26 protein-coding genes and 1 pseudogene are annotated in these 22793 nt (G+C 72.5%); 13 read left to right on the top strand and 14 right to left on the bottom strand.

What is annotated here, in order from left to right:
• The first annotated feature begins 59 nt into the window (after positions 1 to 59).
• Positions 60 to 965, top strand: coding sequence for a LysR substrate-binding domain-containing protein (locus ACFZBD_RS10010; protein ID WP_391138424.1), 906 nt, complete (start codon positions 60 to 62; stop codon positions 963 to 965).
• 182 nt (positions 966 to 1147) lie between these two features.
• On the opposite strand, the gene ACFZBD_RS10005 is transcribed toward ACFZBD_RS10010, so the two are convergent.
• Entirely contained in the window at positions 1148 to 1615 is a 468-nt protein-coding gene (locus ACFZBD_RS10005; protein WP_391138422.1) for a pyridoxamine 5'-phosphate oxidase family protein, read from the bottom strand.
• Positions 1616 to 1777: 162 nt separating this feature from the next.
• Here ACFZBD_RS10005 and ACFZBD_RS10000 point away from each other — a divergent pair, with 162 nt between their 5' ends.
• On the top strand, positions 1778 to 2428 hold the full coding sequence (locus ACFZBD_RS10000; RefSeq protein WP_391138420.1) for an isochorismatase family protein: 651 nt from the start codon (positions 1778 to 1780) through the stop codon (positions 2426 to 2428).
• On the opposite strand, the gene ACFZBD_RS09995 is transcribed toward ACFZBD_RS10000, so the two are convergent.
• The 5 genes from ACFZBD_RS09995 to ACFZBD_RS09975 form a co-directional block, all read right to left on the bottom strand.
• The gene (locus tag ACFZBD_RS09995) at positions 2415 to 2858 is read right to left on the bottom strand and encodes a Rieske 2Fe-2S domain-containing protein (protein ID WP_391138418.1); all 444 of its coding nucleotides are present in this window, start codon (positions 2856 to 2858) and stop codon (positions 2415 to 2417) included. The two genes, ACFZBD_RS10000 and ACFZBD_RS09995, sit on opposite strands and share 14 nt — an antisense overlap.
• 130 nt (positions 2859 to 2988) lie before the next feature.
• Positions 2989 to 3771, bottom strand: a complete 783-nt coding sequence (locus ACFZBD_RS09990; protein ID WP_391138416.1) for an MBL fold metallo-hydrolase — start codon at positions 3769 to 3771, stop codon at positions 2989 to 2991.
• A gap of 166 nt (positions 3772 to 3937) precedes the next feature.
• Positions 3938 to 4537 (bottom strand): ABATE domain-containing protein, encoded by a 600-nt coding sequence (locus ACFZBD_RS09985; RefSeq protein ID WP_391138414.1) that lies wholly within the window; start codon positions 4535 to 4537, stop codon positions 3938 to 3940.
• 87 nt (positions 4538 to 4624) lie between these two features.
• The gene (locus ACFZBD_RS09980) at positions 4625 to 4978 is read right to left on the bottom strand and encodes a hypothetical protein (RefSeq protein WP_391138412.1); all 354 of its coding nucleotides are present in this window, start codon (positions 4976 to 4978) and stop codon (positions 4625 to 4627) included.
• 99 nt (positions 4979 to 5077) lie between these two features.
• On the bottom strand, positions 5078 to 5761 hold the full coding sequence (locus ACFZBD_RS09975) for a hemerythrin domain-containing protein (RefSeq protein WP_391138410.1): 684 nt from the start codon (positions 5759 to 5761) through the stop codon (positions 5078 to 5080).
• Between the two features lie 85 nt (positions 5762 to 5846).
• On the opposite strand from ACFZBD_RS09975, the gene ACFZBD_RS09970 reads away from it, so the two are divergent.
• The 8 genes from ACFZBD_RS09970 (at position 5847) to ACFZBD_RS09935 (ending at position 12854) form a co-directional block, all read left to right on the top strand.
• The gene (locus tag ACFZBD_RS09970; RefSeq protein WP_391138407.1) at positions 5847 to 6293 is read left to right on the top strand and encodes a MarR family transcriptional regulator; all 447 of its coding nucleotides are present in this window, start codon (positions 5847 to 5849) and stop codon (positions 6291 to 6293) included.
• A 321-nt stretch (positions 6294 to 6614) separates the two neighbouring features.
• Positions 6615 to 7460 (top strand): HipA family kinase, encoded by an 846-nt coding sequence (locus tag ACFZBD_RS09965; RefSeq protein ID WP_391138405.1) that lies wholly within the window; start codon positions 6615 to 6617, stop codon positions 7458 to 7460.
• Positions 7457 to 7840, top strand: a complete 384-nt coding sequence (locus ACFZBD_RS09960; RefSeq protein WP_391138403.1) for a DUF3037 domain-containing protein — start codon at positions 7457 to 7459, stop codon at positions 7838 to 7840. The genes ACFZBD_RS09965 and ACFZBD_RS09960 overlap by 4 nt, the downstream gene beginning before the upstream one ends.
• A 167-nt stretch (positions 7841 to 8007) precedes the next feature.
• Positions 8008 to 8769, top strand: coding sequence for a 3-oxoacyl-ACP reductase FabG (fabG, locus tag ACFZBD_RS09955; protein ID WP_391138401.1), 762 nt, complete (start codon positions 8008 to 8010; stop codon positions 8767 to 8769).
• A gap of 34 nt (positions 8770 to 8803) precedes the next feature.
• On the top strand, positions 8804 to 9571 hold the full coding sequence (locus ACFZBD_RS09950; protein WP_391138399.1) for a glucose 1-dehydrogenase: 768 nt from the start codon (positions 8804 to 8806) through the stop codon (positions 9569 to 9571).
• 148 nt (positions 9572 to 9719) lie between these two features.
• Entirely contained in the window at positions 9720 to 11297 is a 1578-nt protein-coding gene (locus ACFZBD_RS09945) for an ABC transporter substrate-binding protein (protein ID WP_391138397.1), read from the top strand.
• Between the two features lie 130 nt (positions 11298 to 11427).
• Positions 11428 to 12111, top strand: a complete 684-nt coding sequence (gene ung, locus ACFZBD_RS09940) for a uracil-DNA glycosylase (RefSeq protein WP_391138395.1) — start codon at positions 11428 to 11430, stop codon at positions 12109 to 12111.
• Positions 12112 to 12380: 269 nt separating this feature from the next.
• Positions 12381 to 12854, top strand: coding sequence for a hypothetical protein (locus tag ACFZBD_RS09935; RefSeq protein WP_391138586.1), 474 nt, complete (start codon positions 12381 to 12383; stop codon positions 12852 to 12854).
• Between the two features lie 28 nt (positions 12855 to 12882).
• Here ACFZBD_RS09935 and ACFZBD_RS09930 read toward each other — a convergent pair whose 3' ends face one another.
• The 3 genes from ACFZBD_RS09930 to ACFZBD_RS09920 all read right to left on the bottom strand — a co-directional run bounded on the left by ACFZBD_RS09930 (position 12883) and on the right by ACFZBD_RS09920 (position 14740).
• Complete coding sequence (locus ACFZBD_RS09930) at positions 12883 to 13347, bottom strand: hypothetical protein (RefSeq protein ID WP_391138393.1); 465 nt, start codon at positions 13345 to 13347, stop codon at positions 12883 to 12885.
• Positions 13348 to 13481: 134 nt separating this feature from the next.
• Positions 13482 to 13970: a DinB family protein gene (locus tag ACFZBD_RS09925; protein ID WP_391138584.1), complete on the bottom strand. Its 489-nt coding sequence runs from the start codon at positions 13968 to 13970 to the stop codon at positions 13482 to 13484.
• 158 nt (positions 13971 to 14128) lie between these two features.
• Positions 14129 to 14740 carry a TetR/AcrR family transcriptional regulator gene (locus tag ACFZBD_RS09920; protein WP_391138391.1) on the bottom strand — a complete coding sequence of 204 codons (612 nt, stop codon included), beginning with the start codon at positions 14738 to 14740 and terminating at the stop codon, positions 14129 to 14131.
• Positions 14741 to 14832: 92 nt separating this feature from the next.
• Between ACFZBD_RS09920 and ACFZBD_RS09915 the strand changes: the two genes are divergently transcribed.
• Positions 14833 to 16029, top strand: a complete 1197-nt coding sequence (locus tag ACFZBD_RS09915; RefSeq protein WP_391138389.1) for an FAD-dependent monooxygenase — start codon at positions 14833 to 14835, stop codon at positions 16027 to 16029.
• Between the two features lie 73 nt (positions 16030 to 16102).
• Positions 16103 to 17008: a Gfo/Idh/MocA family oxidoreductase gene (locus ACFZBD_RS09910; RefSeq protein WP_391138387.1), complete on the top strand. Its 906-nt coding sequence runs from the start codon at positions 16103 to 16105 to the stop codon at positions 17006 to 17008.
• On the opposite strand, the gene lnt is transcribed toward ACFZBD_RS09910, so the two are convergent.
• The 5 genes and pseudogenes from lnt to ACFZBD_RS09885 form a co-directional block, all read right to left on the bottom strand.
• Positions 16932 to 18695: an apolipoprotein N-acyltransferase gene (gene lnt / locus ACFZBD_RS09905; RefSeq protein ID WP_391138385.1), complete on the bottom strand. Its 1764-nt coding sequence runs from the start codon at positions 18693 to 18695 to the stop codon at positions 16932 to 16934. The genes ACFZBD_RS09910 and lnt overlap by 77 nt on opposite strands.
• Before the next feature lie 55 nt (positions 18696 to 18750).
• Positions 18751 to 19188, bottom strand: a complete 438-nt coding sequence (locus ACFZBD_RS09900) for a nuclear transport factor 2 family protein (protein WP_391138383.1) — start codon at positions 19186 to 19188, stop codon at positions 18751 to 18753.
• A gap of 200 nt (positions 19189 to 19388) precedes the next feature.
• Positions 19389 to 19604 carry a hypothetical protein gene (locus ACFZBD_RS09895; protein ID WP_391138381.1) on the bottom strand — a complete coding sequence of 72 codons (216 nt, stop codon included), beginning with the start codon at positions 19602 to 19604 and terminating at the stop codon, positions 19389 to 19391.
• 291 nt (positions 19605 to 19895) lie between these two features.
• Positions 19896 to 20768, bottom strand: a complete 873-nt coding sequence (locus ACFZBD_RS09890) for an undecaprenyl-diphosphate phosphatase (protein ID WP_391138379.1) — start codon at positions 20766 to 20768, stop codon at positions 19896 to 19898.
• A gap of 231 nt (positions 20769 to 20999) precedes the next feature.
• Positions 21000 to 21458 (bottom strand): annotated as a pseudogene (locus ACFZBD_RS09885) (winged helix-turn-helix transcriptional regulator); the annotation flags it as partial.
• Positions 21459 to 21576: 118 nt separating this feature from the next.
• Between ACFZBD_RS09885 and ACFZBD_RS09880 the strand changes: the two are divergent.
• Positions 21577 to 22746, top strand: a complete 1170-nt coding sequence (locus ACFZBD_RS09880; protein WP_391138376.1) for an acetyl-CoA C-acyltransferase — start codon at positions 21577 to 21579, stop codon at positions 22744 to 22746.
• Positions 22747 to 22793: the final 47 nt, after the last annotated feature.

Below are 22793 nucleotides of genomic sequence, written 5' to 3'. Positions count from 1 at the left end.
TCCTCCCATCTCGTAGAACAAGCGAGATTTCTTGGAGGAGTTCCCTTAGTATTGCTTACATGTTGAATCTGGAGCGCCTGCGGACCCTGGACGCCGTGGCGCGGCACGGGTCGGTCAGTGGCGCGGCGGACGGGCTGCACGTCACCACCTCGGCCGTGTCGCAGCAGTTGTCGAAGCTGGAGCGGGAGGTCGGGCAGCAGCTCCTCGCCAAGAACGGGCGGGGAGTGCGGCTCACCGACGCCGGACTGCTCCTCGCCGAGCACGCCGCCCGCATCCTCTCCCAGGTCGAGCTCGCCCAGTCCGACATCGAGGCGCAGCGCGGCCAGGTGGTGGGGGAGGTGCGCGTCGTGGGGTTCCCGACGGCCGCCCGCGGGCTGTTCCCGGGCGCGCTCGGAGCCCTGCGCGTGGACCACCCCGACCTGCGGGTGCGGACCGCCGAGATGGAGCCGGAGCGGGGCATCCGGGAAGTCCTGCGGGGCGACGCCGACCTCGCGATCGTGCTCGACTGGAGCAACAAACGCGCCCCCGTGCCGGGCGGCCTGGAGCGCGTCCATCTCCTCGACGACGCCGCCGACGTGGCCATGCCCGCGCACCATCCGCTGGCCGGCCGCGCCGAGGTCGACCTGGAGGACTTCGGCGACGACGACTGGGTGTCGTGGCCCGAGGGCGAGTTCTGTCACGACTGGCTGCTGTTCACCCTGCGCTCCCAGGGCATCGAGCCGCGCATCGCGCACTTCGCCGGGGAGCACCACACCCAGCTCGTCCTGATCGCGGCCGGCCTCGGCGTCTGTGTCACACCCCGGCTCGGCCGCGGCCGCCCGCCGGAAGGGGTCGCCTTCGTTCCCGTCCGCCAGAAGATGCGCCGGCACATCTACGCGACCTGGCGCGCGGACGCCGCCCGGCGGCCGTCCATCCGGGCGGCGGTGGGGGCGCTGAGAGAGGCGGGGGCCGCACAGAGCAGTTGAGACGGGGCTGCGAGGTCTCGCGACCGAGGTCCGTAGGCGGGGGTCGGGGGTGGGGAGGTCCGGGGGTCGGGGGTCCGGCGTCGGGGGTCCGAGGCCCGGGTCCGGGAGTCGGGCGGCCCCGGCGTCCGGGTTCGGTCGCCGGTTCGCCGGTTCGGTCTGTGGGGGGCCTTCGCCCCCGGAGCTCAGAGCCGGGCCAGTTTGCGGAAGTCCCAGGAGGCGATCGCATCCGGAGTCAGCTTCAGCCAGGCGTGCCGGCCGTCGTGCGGCATCGTCTCCAGGCCGAAGTTCTTCGCCGCGAAGAGGCGCTCGGGGACCTCCAGTTCCGGGCAGGGCTCACCCGTACGGGGAGCCTCGCCCACGAAGACCGCCGTGCCCGACAGCTCGGCACCGCGCAGCTCTCCGTACTCCTCCCCGTCGTCGACCACCACCGCGATCCGCGGGTCGGCGCGCAACTGCGCCCAGCGGCGGCTCCGGGTGATCGAGTACAGCCAGAGCGAGGTGCCGTCCCAGACGAACCACAGCGCACCGACATGCGGCCGGCCGTCGGCGGAGACAGTCGCGACCCGGCAGGTGCGCTGCTCGGTGAGGAAGGTGTCTAGCTCGGCCGGACTCATCATGATTCGGCGTCCACGGCGTTGTGTGACGGTCATCGCCCGCCCCCTTCTCGCTCTCTGATGAAGTGTCAGAAAGCATGAGGGCTCCTCCCGCGGAGAGCAAGGACGGAACAATGATGGCTCTTCCCTCCGAGAGCGAGGGTGGCTAGCCTCGCCCGCCCGGGGGAGCCAGGTCCCGCGGCGACCGGAGGGGGAGACATGACCGACACCGCTCGAAGGGCTCGACTCCAGGACCTGCTCGACCCGCCGGGCACGGTGCTGCTCACCGTCGAATGCCAGCAGGGCGTCGTCGGCCGGGACAGCGCCCTTCCCGAACTCGCCGCCGTGGCCCGCTCCTCGGGGGCGCTGGGGAACGTGGCGCGCCTGGTCGCCGCCGCGCACGAGGCCGATGTCCAGGTGCTGCACGCCGTCGCCGAGCGCCGGCCCGACGGGCGCGGCGCCAACAGCAACGCCAGGCTCTTCCAGGCCGTGGTCCGACTTCCCGTACAGCAGCACAGCGGCAGCACGGCGGTACGGATCGCCGAACCGATCGAGGTCGCGGACGAGGACTTGATCGTACGGAGGCTCCACGGGCTCTCGCCGCTCGCCGGCACCGACGTCGACCCGCTGCTGCGCAACCTCGGCTGCCGCACTCTCGTGGTCACCGGCGTCTCGGCCAACGTGGCCGTACCCAACGCGGTGTTCGACGCCGTCAACCTCGGTTACACCGTGGTCGTGCCGGGCGACGCCATCGCGGGGGTACCGGCCGACTACACCCCCGCGATGATCCGCCACACGCTCGCGCTCGTCTCGACCGTCACCACCACCGAGGAGGTGCTGCGCTGCTGGAAGAGTCCTACGCGAGGGTGATCGCGTCCCCCTCGACCTTGATCGACGTCGGTGGCAGCGGCGCGGTCGCGGGGCCGCCCTTGACGCTGCCGTCCGACGCGTCGAAGAGGCTCTGGTGGCAGGGGCAGGTGATGACGCCGTCGGCGACTCCGCTGACGGCGCAGCCCATGTGGGTGCACTTCGACGAGAACGCCTTGAACTCGCCGGCGGTCGGCTGGGTGATCACCACGCCCTTGTCGGCGATCACCATGCCGCCGCCCACCGGGACGTCGGCGGTCTTCGCCAACGGTGCGCCCGTGCCCGCGTCCGCCGGGGCGTCGGTCGCGCCACCGCCGCCCGCCTTGCCGCCCGAGCCGTCACCGTCCGAGCCACCGCCGCAGGCGGCGAGTACCGCCACCAGGCCCGCGCCGCTCGCCGCGGAGACCACTGTCCGGCGTGCCACTGTGCTCATACGCTCCCCTAGATATCGATCCGACCGAGCCGATGACCTTGTCGGGAGGAAGTACGCGCGAGCGGCCCGGATCGTTCACGAGCAACCCGTCCGGGTGAGGCGACGGGGCACCGGGCCGGTTTCGGGGCGGTCAGCCGAGCTGTACGCGGTCGATCAGTCCGGCCGCGGTGAACGCGGCGACCAGCCGGTCGCGGCCCTCGGTGAAGTGGGCCCAGCCGTCGAAGTGGACGGGCACGATCCGACGTGCTCCGAGGATCCGGGCGGCCTCGGCGGCCTGGTCGCTGTCCAGGGTGAGCAACTGGTGGTCGAGGACCGGCAAGCGGACGGCGCCGGCGAACAGGACGGCGGTGTCGACCGGGCCGAACCGGTCGGCGATCTCCTGGACCGGGCCGAGCTGGGCGTTGTCGCCGCTGACGTAGACCGTGGGCAGTCCCTCACCGGTCAGGACGAAGCCGACGACCTCGCCCACGACCGGTTCCAGCTCCTCCCGCCGGCCGGGGCCGTGCAGGGCGGGGACGCCTGTCACCGTGACCGTGCCGCCGCCCGGGCGGTCGAGGTCGACCGACTCCCAGTCCTCCAGGCCCCGGGCGGCCCCGCCGAGGCGCCCCGCGCCCCCGGGCGTGGTGAGGGTGAGCGGCACGTCGGCGAGCAGGTCCCGGCCGGAGGCGTCCAGGTTGTCGTCGTGCTCGTCGTGCGAGAGCAGGACCACGTCGACGCGGCCGAGGGCGGCGGGGGACGTGGCCGTCGGAGCGGTCTTGGTCAGGCCGGAGTCGTAGGCGCCGGGGGCGTCGAAGGTCGGGTCGGTCAGGAAGCGCAGGCCGCCGTACTCGATGAGTGCGGTGGGGCCGCCGAAGACGTGGACGGGGACGAGGGCGGAGGCGGTGGTGGCGGGCGTGGTGGGAGCGTCGGTCATCGGAACCTCACGGTTGAGAGAATGATTATCCGTGAGTGAACCTAGCTCGGCCTCACGGATAAGCGCAAGCCTTAACGTGAGAAGTGGAGATGCGAGAGGCCCCTCCGCGCGTGCGGAGGGGCCTCTCGGGTGGCGTCGGTTCACGGCCTCGGGCCGGGAGATGGGCTCAATCGACGGCGCCCTGGGTGCGGCGGGCGTAGGCGCGGGCCGCGCGAACCCGGTCGCCGCAGCGGGTCGAGCACCACTGGCGGCGCCCCGAACGGATGAGGAAGCGGTTGCAGGGGGCGGAGTCGCAGGCGGCGAGACGCTCGGCGTCGGGGCCGGTGAGCAGATCGGCCGCGTTCGCGGCCAGGATGCCCAGGGCCTGCTCCAGCATCTGGTCGACGGGGTGCGGGGTCGTCCGGTGCAGCCCCTGGGTCGCGTCCCAGGCGAGCGGGGAGGCGGTGGGCACCCGGGTGAGCGCGTCGTTGACGGCCGCGAGGGCGCCGGGCGGGGCCGGGTGACCGCCGACGCGGGAGGCGAGCAGGGCCCGTACCTGCTCGCGCAGGGACCGCATCCGCGCCGCGCACATCTCCTGGATCCGGACGTCCGCGGGGGCCAGGCCGTGATCGACCAGCCACTGGCCGGCGACGGCGGGCGTCCCGAGGAGATCCGCGAACTGCCCGCCGGGCAGGGCGATCGCGGTGTTGGCGAGGTCGAGCGCCGGATACTCCTCGGCGCCGGGCGCCGGTGGCAGGACGGTCTCGACGGTCGCGGTCTCCTTCATGCCCTCACCGTACCGCCCTCACGGAACCGAGCGACCTCAACCGTGATGCCGGGGGGCGGAGGCGGGGTGGCCGTCGTCATCGGAGCCTCAGCGGAACTCGTGGACCACCTGGATCTCGCCGACGATGTGAGCGTTGAAGTCGTCCAGCTCCTCCGCCGGGACCCACAGCTCGAGAATCGTCCGCCCTCCGGCCTGCTGGACGGGGTACCGGCGGAGGAACTCCGACTCGACCTCGAAGCGGGTGACGAAGCCGGCACCGCTGTGCTTCACGTTCCAGTCCCTCGCGATCTTGATCGCGTAGTCCTCGTCGAGGACCGGGTAGAAGATCGGCTGCTCGGGGAGCCGAGGCGGCCAAGCGCGCCAGTTCAGCGCGCGGACCAGGTCCAGCTCCTCGGGGCCTGTCGGGCGCCACAGGGTCGTCGTTGCTCGCCGGCCGGTCATGTGCGTATCGCTCTCTGGGCGTGGGAAGCCGCTGGTGCGGCTGGTCTCGGACCGGACGGTACCGGCGCCGGGAACGCGGCAGCTACGCGATTTCCGAAGTCAGCGGTCGCGGAGTGCCCACACCTCAGGCAGGCCGAGGTCGGCGTAGAGGCGGTTGCGCTGGTCGGGGGCGAGGGTGGTGGTGAGGGCGGCCAGCGTGCGGTGTTCCTCGCCGGGCGCTGCCTCGACCGCGCCGCGGACGATCGTGGCTCTGGCCGCGGCCGGCAGGGCGGGCAGCATCGCGCGGAGGTCCGCCAGGGCCTCGTCCGCGGTGCGGGAGGCGCGGAAGGCGGCGAAGACGGCCTCCAGTTCACCGTCGGTGGCGTTCTCCCACAGGGCCGGCATCGCGACCGTCTCCTCGGCGTGCAGATGGGCGAGATAGGCGGCGATCACCTCGTTGAGGGCCAGGTACAGCCCGTGCCGGGCCTCCGGCAGGTCGTCGGGGGCGGTGCCCGGCAGGGCGCGGGCGCTCGCGTCGAGTGCGGCGAAGGCGGCGTCGAGGCGGAGGTGTTCGGCGTCCAGCGCGTCGGCGGCGGCGGGGGCGCGCTGCCGCAGCAGGGGATGGATGAAGGTGTCCTCGTGCTCGGCGTGCGCGCGGAGTTCCCGGGTCAGGTCGAGGCAGCGTTCGGCGTACACCGCGGCGCCGGCCCCGTCGAGGTCGGCTGCCCCGAGCTCGATGGCCAGCGTGAACATGCGGGCGCGCTGCCCCATGTGAACATTCCGGTAGAGGTCGGTCCTGGGCATGTCGTGTCCTAGGGGGATCCGAAGCGAACAAGATGACAACATGTTGCCGCAGTGGCAACGTGTTGTCAATGGGAGGGAGCGTGCGATGCCCGACGAGGTAGCTCTGCTGATCGCCGACGTGTACGAGGCGGCCGGCGCCCTGCGGCGGCTCGGCGAGGAGACCGCCGGTGCGGAAGGACTCACCCAGGCGCGGTGGCAGCTGCTGAGCGTCGTGTCCGAGGAGCCGCTCACGGTTCCCCAGGCCGCGCGGCGCCTGGGTGTCAGCCGTCAGAACGTCCAGCGCGTCGCCAACGACCTCGTGACGCTCGGGCTCGCCGACCTCGCCGTGAACCCGGACCACCGATCCTCGCCCCTGCTGACCCCGACGCCGGCCGGCAAGGACGCGCTGGCCCGCGTGACCGCGCGGGCCGAGGAGCGGCACCGCTCCCTCTTCGCGGATCTCCCCGACGAGGAGATCCGGGCCACGCGCGCCTCGCTCCGCAGCCTCCTGGCCGCCTTGGACGAACAAGAGGGGACGTCGGGCCGCCGGTAGTGCCGGCGCGGCATCCTGCCGGAGCTTCTTCGAGCGCCTCGCGCGTCACCCCATGTACACGCCCGATCCATCGCGACCATGGCGCTGTGCCCTTGGGTGATGCTCGCGCGCGATCACCCTCGGTTACGCTGCTCACTTCATGCCGGAGGCCGGCGGCACGAGGCGCGGCACCATCGGCGGTCTGCTTCGGGAGCAGGGGAACCGGCTTGCCGGTCGGCGTCCCCAGGGCCCTCTCCGACGCCGTCGACCGGCGATTCCCGCTCCTCCGCCCCCAAAAGCCGTCCGTGGATTGTCAGATGAAGAGATGGGTGACCTGGGAGAATGTTGGAAGAGGTCGTAGCGACCCGCTATGTCACGCCGTTGCGTGAGGGCGGCTCGCTCCCCGGGATCGTCGAGGCGGACGACCTCGGTACGTACGTCATGAAGTTCACCGGTGTGGGGCAGGGCCGCAAGACCCTCGTCGCCGAGGTCGTCTGCGGGCAGCTCGCCCGCCGGCTCGGGCTGCGCGTGCCCGAGCTGGTCACCATCCAGCTCGACCCCGTCATCGGGCTCTCCGAACCCGACCAGGAGGTGCAGGAGCTGCTCAAGGCGAGCGGCGGCCTCAACCTCGGGATGGACTACCTGCCCGGCTCGCTCGGCTTCGACCCGCTGGCGTACGAGGTGGACCCGAAGGAGGCGGGGAAGGTCGTCTGGTTCGACGCGGTGATCAACAACGTCGACCGGTCCTGGCGCAACCCGAACATGCTGGTCTGGCACGGCGACCTGTGGCTGATCGACCACGGCGCCACCATGATCTGGCACCACAACTGGCCCGGAGCCGCCGCGTCCGCCGCCAAGCCCTACGACGCATCGGACCACGCGCTGGCCCCCTTCGGACCCGACGTCGCCTCCGCCGCCGCCGAACTGGCCCCGCTGGTCACGCGCGAGCTGCTCCACGAGGTCGCGGCCGACGTTCCCGACGAGTGGCTGCTCGACGAGCCCGGCTTCGAGACGCCCGACGCGCTGCGCCGCGCCTACGTGGAGGCGCTGCTCCCGCGCGCCGCTTCCATCCACGAGAGGATCACCCTCGGGCCGCGCGCCGAGCGCGCGCCCGCCCAGGCGCCCGGCTGGCTCGCCGACCGCCTGCCCCCTCGGCCGAACCCCACCCAGAAGGACCGCACCACGTGACCGACCGCGATGTCTTCGAGTACGCCGTCCTGCGCGTGGTGCCCCGTGTGGAGCGCGGCGAGTTCTTCAACGCGGGAGTGGTGGTCTACTGCCGGGCCAAGTCCTTCGTCGCCGCCCGGACCCACCTCGACGAGGCGAAGCTGAGGGCGCTCGACCCGGCGGCCGACGTGATCGGCGTACGGGCCGCGCTGCACGGCGTCGAAGGGGTCTGCCGGGGTGGCGACGACGCGGGGCAGGCGGCGCGGGACGACGCCGGGCGCCGGTTCCGCTGGCTCATCGCGCCCCGCTCGACGGTGGTGCAGCCCGGCCCGGTGCACACCGGTCTGACCGCCGACCCCGGCGCCGAGGTCGAAAGGCTGCTCGATCTCCTGGTGCGCTGAACCGCGTCCGTGGGGAGGGTAGTGATCGGGTGCACCCGGTGGGCCGTTGACACCGGGTGCCAGGGCTTCTAGCGTCTCGTCCTGCGGAAGGTACTAAGCGGTCGCTCATCAGCGGGACGCAGTGTGGGCCGCACACCAGGGATGATCCAAGGGCGAGGAGAACCAGCATGTCCACCACCGAGCAGCGCGTAGCCGTCGTCACCGGTGCGGCGCGGGGCATTGGCGCCGCGACCGCGGTACGGCTGGCCGCGGAAGGCCGCGCCGTCGCCGTACTCGACCTCGACGAGGCGGCCTGCAAGGACACCGTCGAGAAGATCACCTCGGCGGGCGGCACGGCCCTCGCCGTCGGCTGCGACGTCTCCGACGGCGCCCAGGTGGAGGCCGCGATCGCGCGGGTCGCCGCCGAGCTCGGCGCGCCGACGATCCTCGTCAACAACGCGGGCGTGCTCCGCGACAACCTGCTCTTCAAGATGACCGAGTCCGACTGGGACACGGTCATGAACGTGCACCTGAAGGGCGCCTTCCTGATGGCGAAGGCCTGTCAGAAGCACATGGTGGACGCGGGCTTCGGCCGGATCGTCTCCCTCTCGTCCTCCTCGGCGCTCGGCAACCGCGGCCAGGCCAACTACTCCGCCGTCAAGGCCGGTCTGCAGGGCTTCACCAAGACCCTGGCCAAGGAGCTGGGCAAGTTCGGCATCACCGCCAACGCCGTGGCGCCGGGCTTCATCGTCACCGAGATGACCGCGCAGACCGCCGAGCGCGTCGGCATGGGCTTCGAGGAGTTCCAGGCCGCGGCCGCCTCCATGATCCCCGTGCAGCGCGTCGGCAACCCCGACGACATCGCCAACGCCATCGCCTTCTTCACGGGCGACGACGCCGGCTTTGTCTCCGGTCAGGTCCTGTACGTGGCCGGCGGCCCGCTCAACTGACCTCGCCCCCACGCGAGCGGAAAAGGAGACGGACATGAGCACCACCGCACTTCCCGAACTCTCCGGCAAGGTCGCCCTCGTCACCGGGGCGAGCCGGGGCATCGGTTACGGCGTCGCCGAGGCCCTGGTCGCCCGCGGCGACCGGGTCTGCATCACCGGACGGGGCGAGGAAGCCCTCAAGGAAGCCGTGGAGCGGCTGGGCGCCGACCGGGTCATCGGGGTCGCCGGCAAGGCGCACGACGAGGCCCATCAGGCCGCCGCCGTCGACGCCGCGATGGAGGCCTTCGGGCGGGTCGACTTCCTGGTCAACAACGCCGGTACGAATCCGGTCTTCGGCCCCATCGCCGAACTCGACCTGAACGTGGCACGCAAGGTCTACGAGACCAACGTGATCTCCGCGCTCGGCTTCGCCCAGCAGACCTGGCGCGCCTGGCAGAAGGAGCACGGCGGCGCGATCGTGAACATCGCCTCGGTCGCCGGCATCTCCGCCTCGCCCTTCATCGGGGCGTACGGCATGAGCAAGGCGGCCATGGTCAATCTGACCCTCCAGCTGGCGCACGAGCTCGCGCCCGGCGTCCGGGTCAACGCGATCGCCCCGGCGGTCGTGAAGACCAAGTTCGCCCAGGCCCTCTACGAGGGCCGGGAGGCCGAGGCCGCGGCGGCGTACCCGCTCGGCCGGCTCGGCGTCCCCGAGGACATCGGCGGGGCGGCCGCCTTCCTCACGTCCGACCAGTCGGACTGGATCACCGGCCAGACGCTCGTGGTCGACGGTGGGATTTTCCTCAACGCCGGAGTCGGGTGACCGGTATCCGGACACTCGCCGGAATATGTGACCGGTTTAGACCCGGTTATGCAGTGAATGACGCAAGTGCCCCGCCAGGGTCGAACATTGACCTGGCGGGGTGCTGCGGTATGGTCGGCCGACCCATGGCTGAACGAGGAGCGTGCACGTGTTCAACCGGACCAGTCTGCAGGCCGCTGCAGCCCTTGCGTCCATATCCCTGGTTTCCGGATGCAGCCTGTTTTCGGATGCTGAATCCGCCGGGGAGCAGAGAATCGTCGTCGGTACGACGAGTTCTCCCTCCACGCTTGATCCGGCCGCTGCCTGGGACAACTCCTGGGAATTGTTCCGGAATGTCTTCCAGACGCTCGTGAGCTTCCCGACCGGAAGCACGACACCGCAGTCCGACGCGGCCGACTGCGAATTCAAGGACACGTCCAGCCGGATCTTCGAATGCAAACTCGTCGAAGGTCTCGCATTCTCCAACGGGCACAAACTGGACGCCAAGGCGGTCCAGTACTCCATCGAACGCATTCGGAAGATCAACGTCGAGGGCGGCCCCAACGGCATGCTCGGTTCCCTCGACAAGATCGAGGTCACCGACGACCGGACGGTGGTCTTCCGGCTGAACAAGCCCGACGCGACCTTCCCCTTCATCCTCGCCACGCCCGCCATGTCGCTGGTGGACCCGGCGGAGTACCCCGCCGACAAGCTCCGCGAGGACGGCAAGGTCGTCGGCTCCGGACCGTACGTCCTCGACGACTACGCCGAGGGCGACAAGGCGGAGCTGACGAAGAACCCCACCTACAAGGGGTTCGCCGACCGCAAGAACGGCGGCGTCACCATCCGGTACTTCAAGGAGTCCGAGCCGATGGTCGCCGCTCTGAAGGCGAAGGAGATCGACGCCACCTACCGCGGACTCACCGCCGCCGAGGTCGTCGCCCTCCAGGAGGACAAGGAAGAGAACAAGGGCCTCCAGCTCATCGAGTCGACCGGCGCCGACATCCGCTACCTCGTCTTCAACGCCCAGGACTCCACCGTCGCCAAGGCGCCCGTCCGCAAGGCGATCGCCCAGCTCGTGGACCGCGACGAACTCGTCGCGAAGGTCTACCAGGGCACCGCCGAGCCGCTCTATTCCATGGTTCCCAAGGGCATCGCCGGTCACACCACCGAGTTCTTCGACCGCTTCGGCGAGCCCAGCGTCGACAAGGCCCGCGACATTCTGCGGGACGCCGGGATCACCGACCCCGTGGAGCTGGACTTCTGGTTCACCACCGACCGTTACGGCTCCGCCACGGCGCCCGAGTTCGCCGAGCTCAAGCGGCAGCTGGAGGCGTCCGGCCTCTTCAAGGTGACCCTGCGCAGCAAGCCGTGGAAGGAGTTCCAGGCGGGCTACCAGAAGGGCCAGTATCCGGTCTTCGGCCGCGGCTGGTTCCCCGACTTCCCGGACCCGGACAACTTCGTGGCGCCGTTCATCGGCAAGCAGAACGTGCTCGGAACCCCGTACCTGCGCCCCGAGATCACCGACCAGCTCCTCCCCAAGTCCCGGCGCGAGAGCGACCGGGGGGCGGCCACGGACGAGTTCAAGAAGGCCCAGGAACTCATGGTGGAGGACGTCCGCCTGCTGCCGCTGTGGCAGGGCAAGCTCTACATCGCGGCCAGCGAGGACATCGGCGGCGGCGAGCGCGCGCTCGACCCGCAGACCGTCATGCAGATGTGGGAGCTCAACCGCCGCGCCAGCTGGTAGGAAGCGCCCGCTCGCGCGTCGCCTCCCGGACCGGCGGAAGCCGGACGGGAGGCCCGCGCGCGGGCGTTGTCAGTGGCCCCCGGTAGGTTCGATGATCAGTGGAGAACATGGTCTACCGGAGGTTGTTGACGTGACCGACACCGACATGCTGCCCGAGTCCTGGCGCGGCGTCCTCGGCGAAGAGCTGCAGAAGCCGTACTTCAAGCAGCTCACCGAGTTCGTCGAGGAGGAGCGGGCCAAGGGGCCGGTCTATCCGCCGCGCGACGAGGTCTTCGCCGCCCTGGCGGCGACGCCCTACGACCGGGTGAAGGTCCTGGTCCTCGGCCAGGACCCGTATCACGGCGAGGGGCAGGGGCACGGCCTCTGCTTCTCCGTGCGGCCCGGGGTCAGGACCCCGCCCTCCCTCCGGAACATCTACAAGGAGATGAAGGAGGAGCTGGGGCACCCCGTCCCGGACAACGGCTATCTGATGCCGTGGGCCGAGCAGGGCGTCCTGCTGCTCAACGCGGTCCTCACCGTCCGGGCCGGCGAGGCGAACTCCCACAAGGGCCAGGGCTGGGAGAAGTTCACGGACGCCGTGATCAGCGCGGTGGCCTCGCGGAAGGACCCGGCCGTCTTCGTCCTCTGGGGCGCCTACGCCCAGAAGAAGCTCCCGCTGATCGACGAGGAGCGGCACGTGGTCGTGAAGGGCGCGCACCCCTCGCCGTTGTCGGCGAAGAAGTTCTTCGGCTCCCGCCCCTTCACGCAGATCGACGCGGCGATCGCCGCCCAGGGCCACGAGCCGATCGACTGGCGGATCCCGGACCTCGGCTGAGCCCGCCCGGCTGACAGGCTCGGGGGCCCGCCCGAGCCTGTGCCGGATCGGTGACCGCTGCGGCTCAGGGCTGTCCCGTCATCCCTGGCGGATCGGCGCGCGGCGTCGGATGTGGTGCATCGCAAGGCGGAGGCACGCCCGCATACTGGGAGTATTCGGGCGTTCCGACACCGCGGCGAGGTGCCGTAGCTGTCGTCGAGCGCCCGCCGGGGATGACGGGACAGCCGTTGGCGTCGAAGGACGTGGACCGAAAGCGCGTGGAGGCCGCAGTGACGGAGCAGCAGCAGGTGGCGGACGACGGCGTCATGACCAGGATCGGGCAGGCGCTGATGCTGCTGCACGGCGGGGACCGCGAGGAGGCCCGCAACCGCTTCGTGGAGCTGTGGCAGCGCATCGGCCCGGACGGCGACCCGCTGCACCGCTGCACCCTCGCGCACTACACGGCGGACGCGCAGGACGACCCGGACACCGAGCTGGCCTGGGACCTGCGGGCGCTGCTGGCCGCCGAGGAGCTGGGCGAGGAACGACTCGCCCGGCACGACTCGGCGGTCGCGCTGCGCGCCCTGTACCCCTCTCTCCACCTCAACCTGGCCGCCGACTACGTCAAGCTGCGGCGGCCCGACGCGGCGCGGACCCATCTGGACCGGGCCCGCGCAGCGTCGGAAGCCCTCGACGACGACGGGTACGGCCAGGGGGTCCGCGCCGCGATCGACCGCCTGGAGGTACGGCTGCGCACCCTGTGAGCGGTGCGCGGCCCACGGTGGCTGCCCGTCAGGGCAGGGCGGCGCCCCGGCAGATCCTCGCCTCGTCGCTGTCCGGCCGCCAGCCCCCGAGGCGCTCGCCCAGATCGCACACCTCGTCGAGGGAGCGGGGCGGCTCCGGCAGGGCGGGCGGCCGCACCGCCCCCGCGTCGCTCCGCCGCGGCGGAGCGGACGAGGGACCTGTGCCGTCCTGTCCCGAAGCGGGCGGTCCGGAGTGCGGCGCCCGTGGTCCGGCGGCCGTGGCGCGGGGCTTGCGTGGCGCCGGGGCCGGAAGCGCCGCTTCCAGGGCCTCGCGGGCCGGGCCTTCGAGGAGCTGGGGCCCCTCGGCGCCCTGCGGCGTCACGTCCTGCGCGGAGCGGCCGGCCTCGGGCGACGGCTCGGGGGCGGGCGGCGGCGTCGCGACCGAGACGCAGCCGGAGAGGACGGCGACCGCCACCCCGACCAGGACCTTCGCTGTGGTTCTCGTTCCATGCACCGCGCCACTCTGCGGGCCCGACCGCGATCTTCGCGCCCCTACCGACGGGGAATGCCCCACACGGGTGACGGCCGCCATCGCGATGACAAGGGGTCGTCGACCAGCGGCCCTGCCGCCCTCGGGTGCCGGCCCGATCAGTCGCCGGTGGCTCCGTCGATCCGCTCGCGGAGCAGGTCGGCGTGGCCGTTGTGCCGGGCGTACTCCTCGATCATGTGGGTGTAGATCCAGCGCAGGTTGAAGCGTTCGCCGCTGCGGTGCCTGCCCGTGCCGATGTCGTCGAGGCCGCGGGCCGCCGCCAGGGTGCGGGCCCGGGCGATCTCGCCCTGCCACGTGGCGTACGCCTCCTGCCAGGTGTCCGTCTCCGTGACGTGGATGTCGCTGTCGCGCTCCTCCCTGTTGTAGATCCAGCCGGCCTCCTCGCCGGCCAGCACCCGGCGGAACCAGCCGCGCTCCACCTCGGCCATGTGCCGTACCAGGCCGAGGAGGCTCAGGTCGGAGGGCGGGGCCGAAGCCGTGCGCAGCTGCGCGTCGTCGAGTCCCTCGCACTTCATGGCGAGCGTCGCGCGGTGGAACTCCAGCCAGCCCTCCAGCATCTCGCGCTCACCGGCGAGGGTCGACGGCATGGCACGTTCGGCGCCCTCGGCGCGCGGGGCGGCGACGGTGGCGGGGGCGACGGCGCCCGGGGGAGTGGGGGCGGCGGTGGTGGCGGTGCTTTCCGGAGAGGTCATGCGAGGCATCGTGGCCCACGCGTGCTGCCCGGCGCCAGCGGGTTCGGGGCGGTTCAGCGGCCGAGCATGCCGCGGAGCAGTTCCCGGAAGCCGGTGCGCAGTTCGTCGTGGCTCGGTACGACGGAATGGAACGATCCGGCGGCGCAGGAGAACATCAGCCCCTCGCACCAGGCGATCAGGGACAGGGCGTGCCGCTCCGGCTCGGCGGAGCCGGCGCCCTCCATCATCGCGACCAGCGGACCGTGGAACACGGCGCCGGCGGAGTCGAAGAAGCCGCGCAGCTCGGGCCGGCGGGTGGCCTCCAGGGCGAGTTCGTAACGGGACACGAGCAGCGACCGGTGGTCGGTGAGATAGCGGTGCAGGGCGAGGGAGAGGGCGTCGACCAGCGCGTCGGCGCCGCCGGCCAGGGCGGGCATCTCCTGCGGGGCCAGTACCCCCGCCTCCCGCTCGACCTGGCGCCGTACGGCCGTCTCGAGCAGGGCCTGGCGGGTGCGGGCCTGGTTGGAGGTCGACCCCTGGGGCAGCCCGGCCCGCTCGTCCACGGCGCGGTGGGTGAGGCCGCGCATCCCCCGCTCCACGAGCAGGTCGAGCGCCGCGTCGCCGATCCGGTCGGCGCGGGTGGGACCGGGGGAGGCGGCGGGCGCCTCGGGGGTGCGTGCGGTCATGGGACCAACCTATCCACCCCTCTCACTACAGGCGTAGTTCGTCGGGTACGGTGAAGGCGTCACTACAGATGTAGTTTTCGAGGGGAGTCGTCATGGAACAGCACCGTGCCGTCGTCGTGGGAGCCGGTATCGGCGGTCTCACCGCCGCCGTCGCCCTCCGCCGTCAGGGCTGGAGCGTGACCGTCCTGGAGCGGGCCGCGGCCCTCGCACCCGTCGGGGCCGGCATCGCGCTGGCCCCCAACGCCCAGCGCGCCCTGGACGTCGTCGGTCTCGGCGACCGCGTCCGCGAACTGTCCGCCTGGCAGGGCGACGGAGGCATGCGGGCCCCGAACGGCCGCTGGCTCGCCCGTACCAGCGCCCGGGCCGCCGCCGAACGCTTCGGCGGACCGCTCGCCGTGCTCCACCGCGCCACCCTCGTCGACCTCCTCGCCGCCGCCCTCCCCGACGGGGTGATCCGTACGGGGGCCGCCGCGGCCCTCGCCGACCCCGGCGACGACCGCCGGCCCGCGACCGTCCGCACCCCCGACGGCGACATCGAGGCCGAACTGGTCCTCGGCGCCGACGGCATCCACTCGGCCGTCCGCCACGCGCTCTTCCCCGACTACACCGGCCTCACCTACTCCGGATTCACCACCTGGCGCGTCGTCGTCCCCACCCCCGGCCGCCCGTTCGCCCCGCACGAGACCTGGGGAGCCGGCCGGCTCTGGGGCACCCAGCCCCTCAAGGACGGCCGGACCTACGCGTACGCCATGGCCCCCGCGCCCGCCGGCGCCCACGCCCCCGACGGCGAGAAGGCCGAACTCCTGCGGCTCTTCGGCGACTGGCACCACCCCGTCCCCGACATCCTCGCCGCCGCCGGCGCCGACGGGGTCCTGCGCCACGACGTCCACCACATGCCGCGGCCGCTGCCCGCCTTCCACCGCGGCCGCGTGGCACTCCTCGGCGACGCCGCGCACGCCATGCAGCCCACCCTCGGCCAGGGCGGCAACCAGGCGATCGAGGACGCCGTCGTCCTCGCCCACCACGCCCGACCCGGCCTCCCGCCGAGCCGCGCCCTCGCCGCGTACACCGCCGAACGGCTGCCGCGCACCACGGCGATCGTCCGCAAGGCCGCGCGCACCGGCCGGCTCACCCTGGTCTCCGCCCGCCCCGCCGTCGCCGTCCGGGACACGCTCATCGCCGCGGTCTCCCGCTTCGGACCCGGACTCGTCCTGCGCGGATTCGACGGCATCGCCGACTGGAAGCCCCCGGCCCCGGCCCCCGCCGGACCGCACGGCGGCCCCGCGTAAGCTGACCGGCGCGTGCGGCCGGCAGGGACCGGCGGACGGACAGCGGCATGCGTGGAACGGCGAAGGAGACCCCGTGAGGATCGGCTGCATCGGACTCGGTGATATCGCGCAGAAGGCCTACCTCCCGGTCCTCGCGGCCCTGCCGGGGGTCGAACTCCACCTCCAGACCCGCACGTCGGCGACCCTGGACCGGCTCGGCGACACCTACCACGTGCCGTCCGCCCAGCGTCACACCGATCTCGACTCCCTCCTCTCCGCCGGCCTCGACGCCACCTTCGTCCACGCCTCGACCGCCGCCCACGCCGAGATCGCCACCCGGCTGATCGAAGCGGGGGTGGCGACCTACGTCGACAAGCCGCTGGCCTACGAGTACGCCGACTCCGAACGGATCGTGGAGCTGGCCGAGAAGACCGGCGTCAGCCTGGCCGTCGGCTTCAACCGCCGCCTGGCCCCCTCGTACGCGCAGTGCCTCGACCACCCGCGCGAGCTGATCCTGCTGCAGAAGAACCGCGTCGGGCTGCCCGAGGACCCGCGCACCCTCGTGCTCGACGACTTCATCCACGTCGTCGACACCCTGCGCTTCCTGCTGCCCGGCGAGGTCGAGCACACGGACGTACGGGCCCGGATCCGCGACGGCCTGATGCACCACGTCGTGCTCCAGCTCTCCGGCGACGGCTTCACCGCCATCGGCATGATGAACCGGATGAGCGGCTCCACCGAGGAGATCCTGGAGGTCTCGGGACAGGACACCAAGCGCCAGGTCCTCAACCTCTCGGACGTCGTGGACCACAAGGGCCAGCCGTCGGTCCGGCGGCGCGGCGACTGGTTCCCGGTGGCCCGCCAGCGCGGCATCGAGCAGGCGGTCCTCGCCTTCCTCGACGCGGTACGGGCCGGCACGCCGCTCAGCGCGCGGGACGCGCTGCTGACCCACGAGCTGTGCGAGCGCGTGGTGCGCGAGTCCCTGACGCAGGCCTCCTGAGCACACCCATGCCCTCGACGGCACAGAGCACGGCGAGCACGGCGACGGCGCCCCACAGCGGCCAGTCGCCGTGGCGTACGTAACCCGTCGCGGACCGCGAGAGCGGCAGGTCGTGGACGGCGGCGGCGCTGCGGTCGGTGCCCAGCGGCGCGCCGACGCGCCGCCCGTCGGGGCCGTACACCGCGCTGACGCCCGTCAGGGTCGCGTGCACCACCGGGCGGCCCGACTCCGCGGCGCGCAGCGCCGCCAGTGAGGCGTGCTGGGCGGGGGCCCAGCTGTCCTGGAAGGTGGAGGTCGCCGACTGCGCGATCAGGAGTCCGGCGCCCTCCCGGGTCAGCAGGCGGCTCATGTCGGGGAACGCCGACTCGAAGCACACCAGCGGGCCGATCCGCAGGGCCGGGCGGCCGTTCTCGGCCGGCAGCGTCATCACCACCGGCGCGGCGCCCCGACGCCGGTCCTCGCCTGCCGCCTTGCCGACCGAGGTCACCCAGCCGAGCACCGCCCGGGCCGGGACGTACTCGCCGAACGGCACCAGCCGCATCTTGTCGTACCGGTCACCGGTCGGTCCGTCCTCTCCGACGAGCACGCTGCTCTTGTAGATGCCGGGCCGGTCGGAGCGGCGGGCGTCCACGTTGACCAGTATCGGCGCGTCCACGGCCCGGGCGAGCGCGGTCAGCCGGGCGGTGAGGTCCGGACGGGACGCCAGGTCGGCGCCGACGCTGCTCTCGCCCCAGACGACCAGATCGACGCCTCGGCCCGTGAGCCCCCGCGTCAGCTCCTCGCCCCGGGCGAACCTCCGCTCGGCCCCGTCCGGCCCGTCGAGGACACCGGGCTGGACGACGGCGACGCGTACCGTCCCCCGCTCGCGCGGCGGCGACGCCCCCCACCACACCGACCCCACGGCGAGGCCGCACACCACGAGCCCGACCACACCCGCGCGGCGGCCGGCCGCAGTCGACAGCAGCAGGACCACGGCCGTGTTGACGGCCACCACCAGGAGGCTCACCAGCCATATGCCACCGACCGAGGCGAGCCGAAGGGCGGGGGGAACCTGCCACTGGCTGGCCCCGAGCAGGCCCCAGGGGCCGCCCAGGCCCTCCCAGGACCGTATGAGTTCGACGAGCAGCCAGCCGGAGGGCAGGGCGAGCAGGGAGGCGACGGCGCGCGGACCGGACGGGCCGTCCCCGAGCATCGCCCGCACCAGCCAGCCCCAGGGCACCCACAGGAGCGCGAGCAGGGCCGCGAGAAGGAGCAGGAAGGCGTGCAGGCTCGGGAGCAGCCAGTGGTGGAGGGCCAGCATGAACCCGATGCCGCCCAGCCAGCCCTCGACGGCCGCCCGGCGCGCGGTCGGAGCCGTACGGAGCAGCAGCATCCAGGGGACGAGGGCGACGTAGGAGAGCCACCAGAGCCCGGGGGCGGGGAAGGCGAGCGCGGGCACGGCCCCGAAGAGCACGGCGAGGGCCGCGCGGGCGGCGGAGGAGCGGGGGGCGGGGGAGGGGGCCCGGCCCCGGCCGGGGGCATACCGGTCGAGGCGCGCGCCGACAGCGGGGTTCGGTCCGGGCTTCCCCCGGCTCTGCTCGGGGGTGCCGTCCGGGTCTTCGTCGGGGGTCCCGTCCGGGTCCCGGTCGGGGCCGGGGCCTGGGCCCGGAGCGCGGCGGCGGCCGCGTCGGCCGTACGGAAACCGCATTCCGCGCCTCCTGTCCCACGCCGTCGGGGTGACGCCTCCAGTGTGCGCGTGGCGGCTACAACCGGCGCCATTTCTCGTCCACGGTCACCGACCGCAGCCGCCAGCCGGAGTCCGTACGCCGCAGGGCGAAGGTGTAGCGCCCGCCGCACACGAAGTCCTCGCCGGACTCGAACCGCATCGGGTTCACGAAGTCGGCGCGCACCTCCGCGCTGTCGCCGGGATAGCCGCCGAGGTCCTGGATCTGGACGCGCCGGTTCACGATGAGGTGCTGGCGTACCGGAAAGAGCCGCATCGTCTCCGCGAGCCAGTCGGCCACCTCGGCGGCGGGGCCCTCGATGCCGCCGGAGCCCCGGTAGTCGGCGCGTCCCTCGGCGGTGAACAGCGCCCGGTACCCCGCCCAGTCGGAATCGTCCACGGCCACCGCGTACCCGGTGACGAGGTCGTCGATGGCCATCCGGTCCATCACGGTCGCGAGATCCACGCGCTGCGTCATCGGCTCAGTGTCGGGCAGCCGGGGCCCGGGGCCAAGAGCCGTGCGTCAGAGCGGCCGGATCCCGGCGATGCTGTCCCGATGGTCAAGCCGCCCCCGGTGGCCGAGGCGCCGGTGGCCCCGGAGTGCGAGCCGCACCGCACGCTGCGGATCGGCGACTCGACCGTCGTCCTGCGGCCAGGCGGAACGTTCGAGGACCCGCTCTACGCGGCTTCCCAGCGGTGCGGGCGGCCGCCGCGCCACTCCACCAGCTGGGGGTCGTCCAGGATCATGTCGGCGTCCTCGAGTCCCGCGCGGCGCAGGAACTCGACGAGATCGGTGTCGTTGTGCGCCAGGCCGACGATCTGGCCGCGCACGGTGACGCGCCGGCCGCCGCCGGGGGAGGGGCGGTGCACGACGATGGGTGGGTGCCAGGCCATGGTTCCAGGGTGCGGCGTCCGCCCGGGGACCGCTCGGCGGCGAGGAGTGTTCTCTTCGCACGGGGTGCGAACGGGACGCGTCGAACGGCCCTTCGTACACCCTCGCCGACGCCCGCGAGGCGCGGGAGGATCGTCGGGTCCGTTCGGGTGGGGCGCACCCGAGCAGAGTCGCCGGAAACCCCGAGTCCGGCGCCCCTCCACCGCCCGGCGCGCAGCCCGGCTCCCGCCCGGACGGACCGGCCGCCGGACGGCCGGGACTTCCGGAACGCGCCCCGGGGTGGGATGGGTCGGTCAGCCGGCGGACTCGCCCGCGTGGGGGCTGAGGACGTCCGTGCCGACGAGGATGAAGAGCAGGATGCCGAGCAGGATCCGGTAGATCACGAACGGCATGAAGCTCTTCGTCGTGATGAACTTCATGAACCACGCGATGACGGCGTAGCCGACGGCGAAGGCGATGATCGTCGCGAAGATCGTCGGGCCCCAGGAGACGTGCCCCTCGCCGGCGTCCTTCAGCTCGAAGGCGCCCGAGGCGAGGACGGCCGGGATGGCGAGCAGGAACGAGTAACGGGCCGCCGCCTCGCGGGTGTAGCCCATGAGCAGACCGCCGGAGATCGTCGCGCCGGACCGGGAGACGCCCGGGATCAGGGCCATCGCCTGGCAGAAGCCGTAGATCAGACCGTCGCGTACACCGAGGTCCTTGAGCGTCTTGCGCTCGCGGACCACCCGGTGGCGGCCGCCGGCCTCGTCCCGCGCGGCGAGCCGGTCCGCGATGCCGAGGACGATGCCCATGACGATCAGCGTGGTGGCGATGAGCCGCAGATCGCGGAAGGGGCCCTCGATCTGGTCCTTGAAGGTCACGCCGAGCACGCCGATCGGGATCGAGCCGATGATGACCAGCCAGCCCATCTGGGCGTCGTGGTCGCCGCGCATCGACTTGTCGCGCAGCGAGCGGAACCACGCCGACACGATCCGCGCGATGTCCTTGCGGAAATAGATCAGCACGGCGGTCTCCGTGCCGATCTGGGTGATCGCGGTGAAGGCCGCGCCCGGGTCGTGCCACCCCGCGAAGGCCGCCGTGAGGCGGAGGTGCGCGCTGGAGGAGATGGGAAGGAACTCCGTCAGCCCCTGGACGAGTCCGAGGATGAATGATTCGAACCAACTCATGGGGCTAGGGCCGTCCCGGAATGCTCGTGCGGTCGGATGGAGACCAGGATGCGGCCGCGCGAGCGTCACCCCCCGAGGCCGCCGCGGTCGGATCGGAGATCGACCGCCGGTCGCTGCGCAGCGTACCGTCCCGAGATGACGGGACCGTTCTCAGGTCTCCGAGGGGCTCCGCACCGGGCCGTTCGAGGGGGCGGGGCCCGGATCGGCGGTCGCGGCGGGGGCCGGAGCGGGGGCCGGGGTGGGGCCCGCCGCCGTCCAGCCGGGCGCGCGGACGTGCGTCGTGAGGTTCGTGGCGTCCGCCTCGCCGCCGCAGCAGGCGCACACGACCCGCGGACTGAGGATCTCGCCGCAGCTGTGCTCGAGGAGCACCGGCCGGTCGTCCTTGTTCACATGCCGGTCGCCCCAGGCCATCAGCGTCAGCAGCACGGGCCCCAGCTCCTCACCGGCCGGCGTCGCCCGGTACTCGAAGCGCCGGGGCCGCTCGCTGTACGGCACCTTCTCCAGGATCCCCGCCTCCACCAGACGCTTCAGCCGCGCGGTGAGGATGTCCCGCGGCGCACCGGTGTTGCGGGCGATCCGGTCGAAGCGGCGCACGCCGAGCGAGATCTCGCGCAGCACGAGCAGGGAGTACTTCTCACCGACCAGCGAGAGGGCGTCGGCGATCGAGCAGGGGCGGGGAGCGGCCTTCATGCGGCAAGCCTAGAGCAGAGAGCAGTAGGTGGGTTTGAAAAGACAACCGACTGGGCTATGTTACCGACGCGTGTTGGTTCGATTTTCCAACTCACCAGGTGATCGAGGAGCCGTCAACATGCGCGACGCCGTCATCGTCGAAGCGGTCCGCACGCCCATAGGCCGGGGAAAGGCCCGCGGCGCGCTGGCCGAGGTCCACCCCGTGGCCCTGCTCTCCCACACCCTCACGGCGCTGATCACCCGCGCCGGCATCGACCCGGCGCTCGTCGACGACGTCATCGGCGGCACCGTCGACCAGGTCGGCGAGCAAGCCATGAACACCACCCGGTACGCATGGCTGGGGGCGGGCTTCCCCGAGTCCGTGCCCGCCACCACCGTGGACCGGCAGTGCGGCTCCTCGCAGCAGGCCGTGCACTTCGCCGCGCAGGGCGTGATCTCCGGGGCGTACGACATCGCCGTCGCCTGCGGAGTCGAGTCGATGAGCCGCGTCCCGATGTGGTCGAACGTGCCGCCCGGCGCGGACCCCTTCGGGCCCGGGGTCGCCGAGCGCTACCCCGAAGGCCTGGTTCCGCAGGGCGTCAGCGCGGAGCTGATCGCCGCCAAGTGGTCCCTCGGACGGGAGGCGATGGACGACTTCGCCGCCGCCTCGCACGCGAAGGCGGCGCGCGCCTGGGAGGCCGGGCTCTTCGACGCCGAGGTCGCCCCCTACGGCGACGTCCGCCGTGACGAGTCCGTCCGCCCCTCGACGACGCCCGAGATCCTGGCCGGCCTGCGGCCCGCCTTCCAGGACCCGGTCTTCGCCGAACGCTTCCCGCAGATCGACTGGTCGGTGACCGCGGGCAACAGCAGCCCGACCAACGACGGCGCCTCGGCCGTGCTCGTGATGGCAGCGGAGACCGCCGAACGCCTCGGCCTGCGGCCGCTCGCGCGGCTGCACGGCTTCGCCGTGACCGGTTCCGACCCGCTGCTCATGCTGACCGGCGTCATCCCGGCGACGGAGAAGGTCCTGCGGCGCACCGGCCTCGACCTGGCCGACATCGACCTCTTCGAGATCAACGAGGCCTTCGCGAGCGTGGTGCTCGCCTGGCAGCAGGAGACCGGCGCCGACCCGGACAAGGTCAACGTCCACGGCGGCGCGATCGCACTCGGCCACCCCCTCGGCGCCAGCGGCACCCGTCTCACGACCACCCTGGTCCACGCGCTGCGGGCACGCGGCGCGCGGTACGGCCTGCAGGCGATGTGCGAGGCGGGCGGCCTGGCCAACGCGATGGTGGTCGAAGCGCTCTGAGGAGACGTCACGGGTGGGCTGCCGGACCGGGCGCGGGGGCGATTTGC

The organism is Streptomyces sp. NPDC008121, from assembly GCF_042957155.1.
GTDB lineage: Bacteria > Actinomycetota > Actinomycetes > Streptomycetales > Streptomycetaceae > Streptomyces.
Note: the sequence above shows the minus strand (reverse complement) of the source record. Positions and strands in the feature narration are given on the sequence as shown.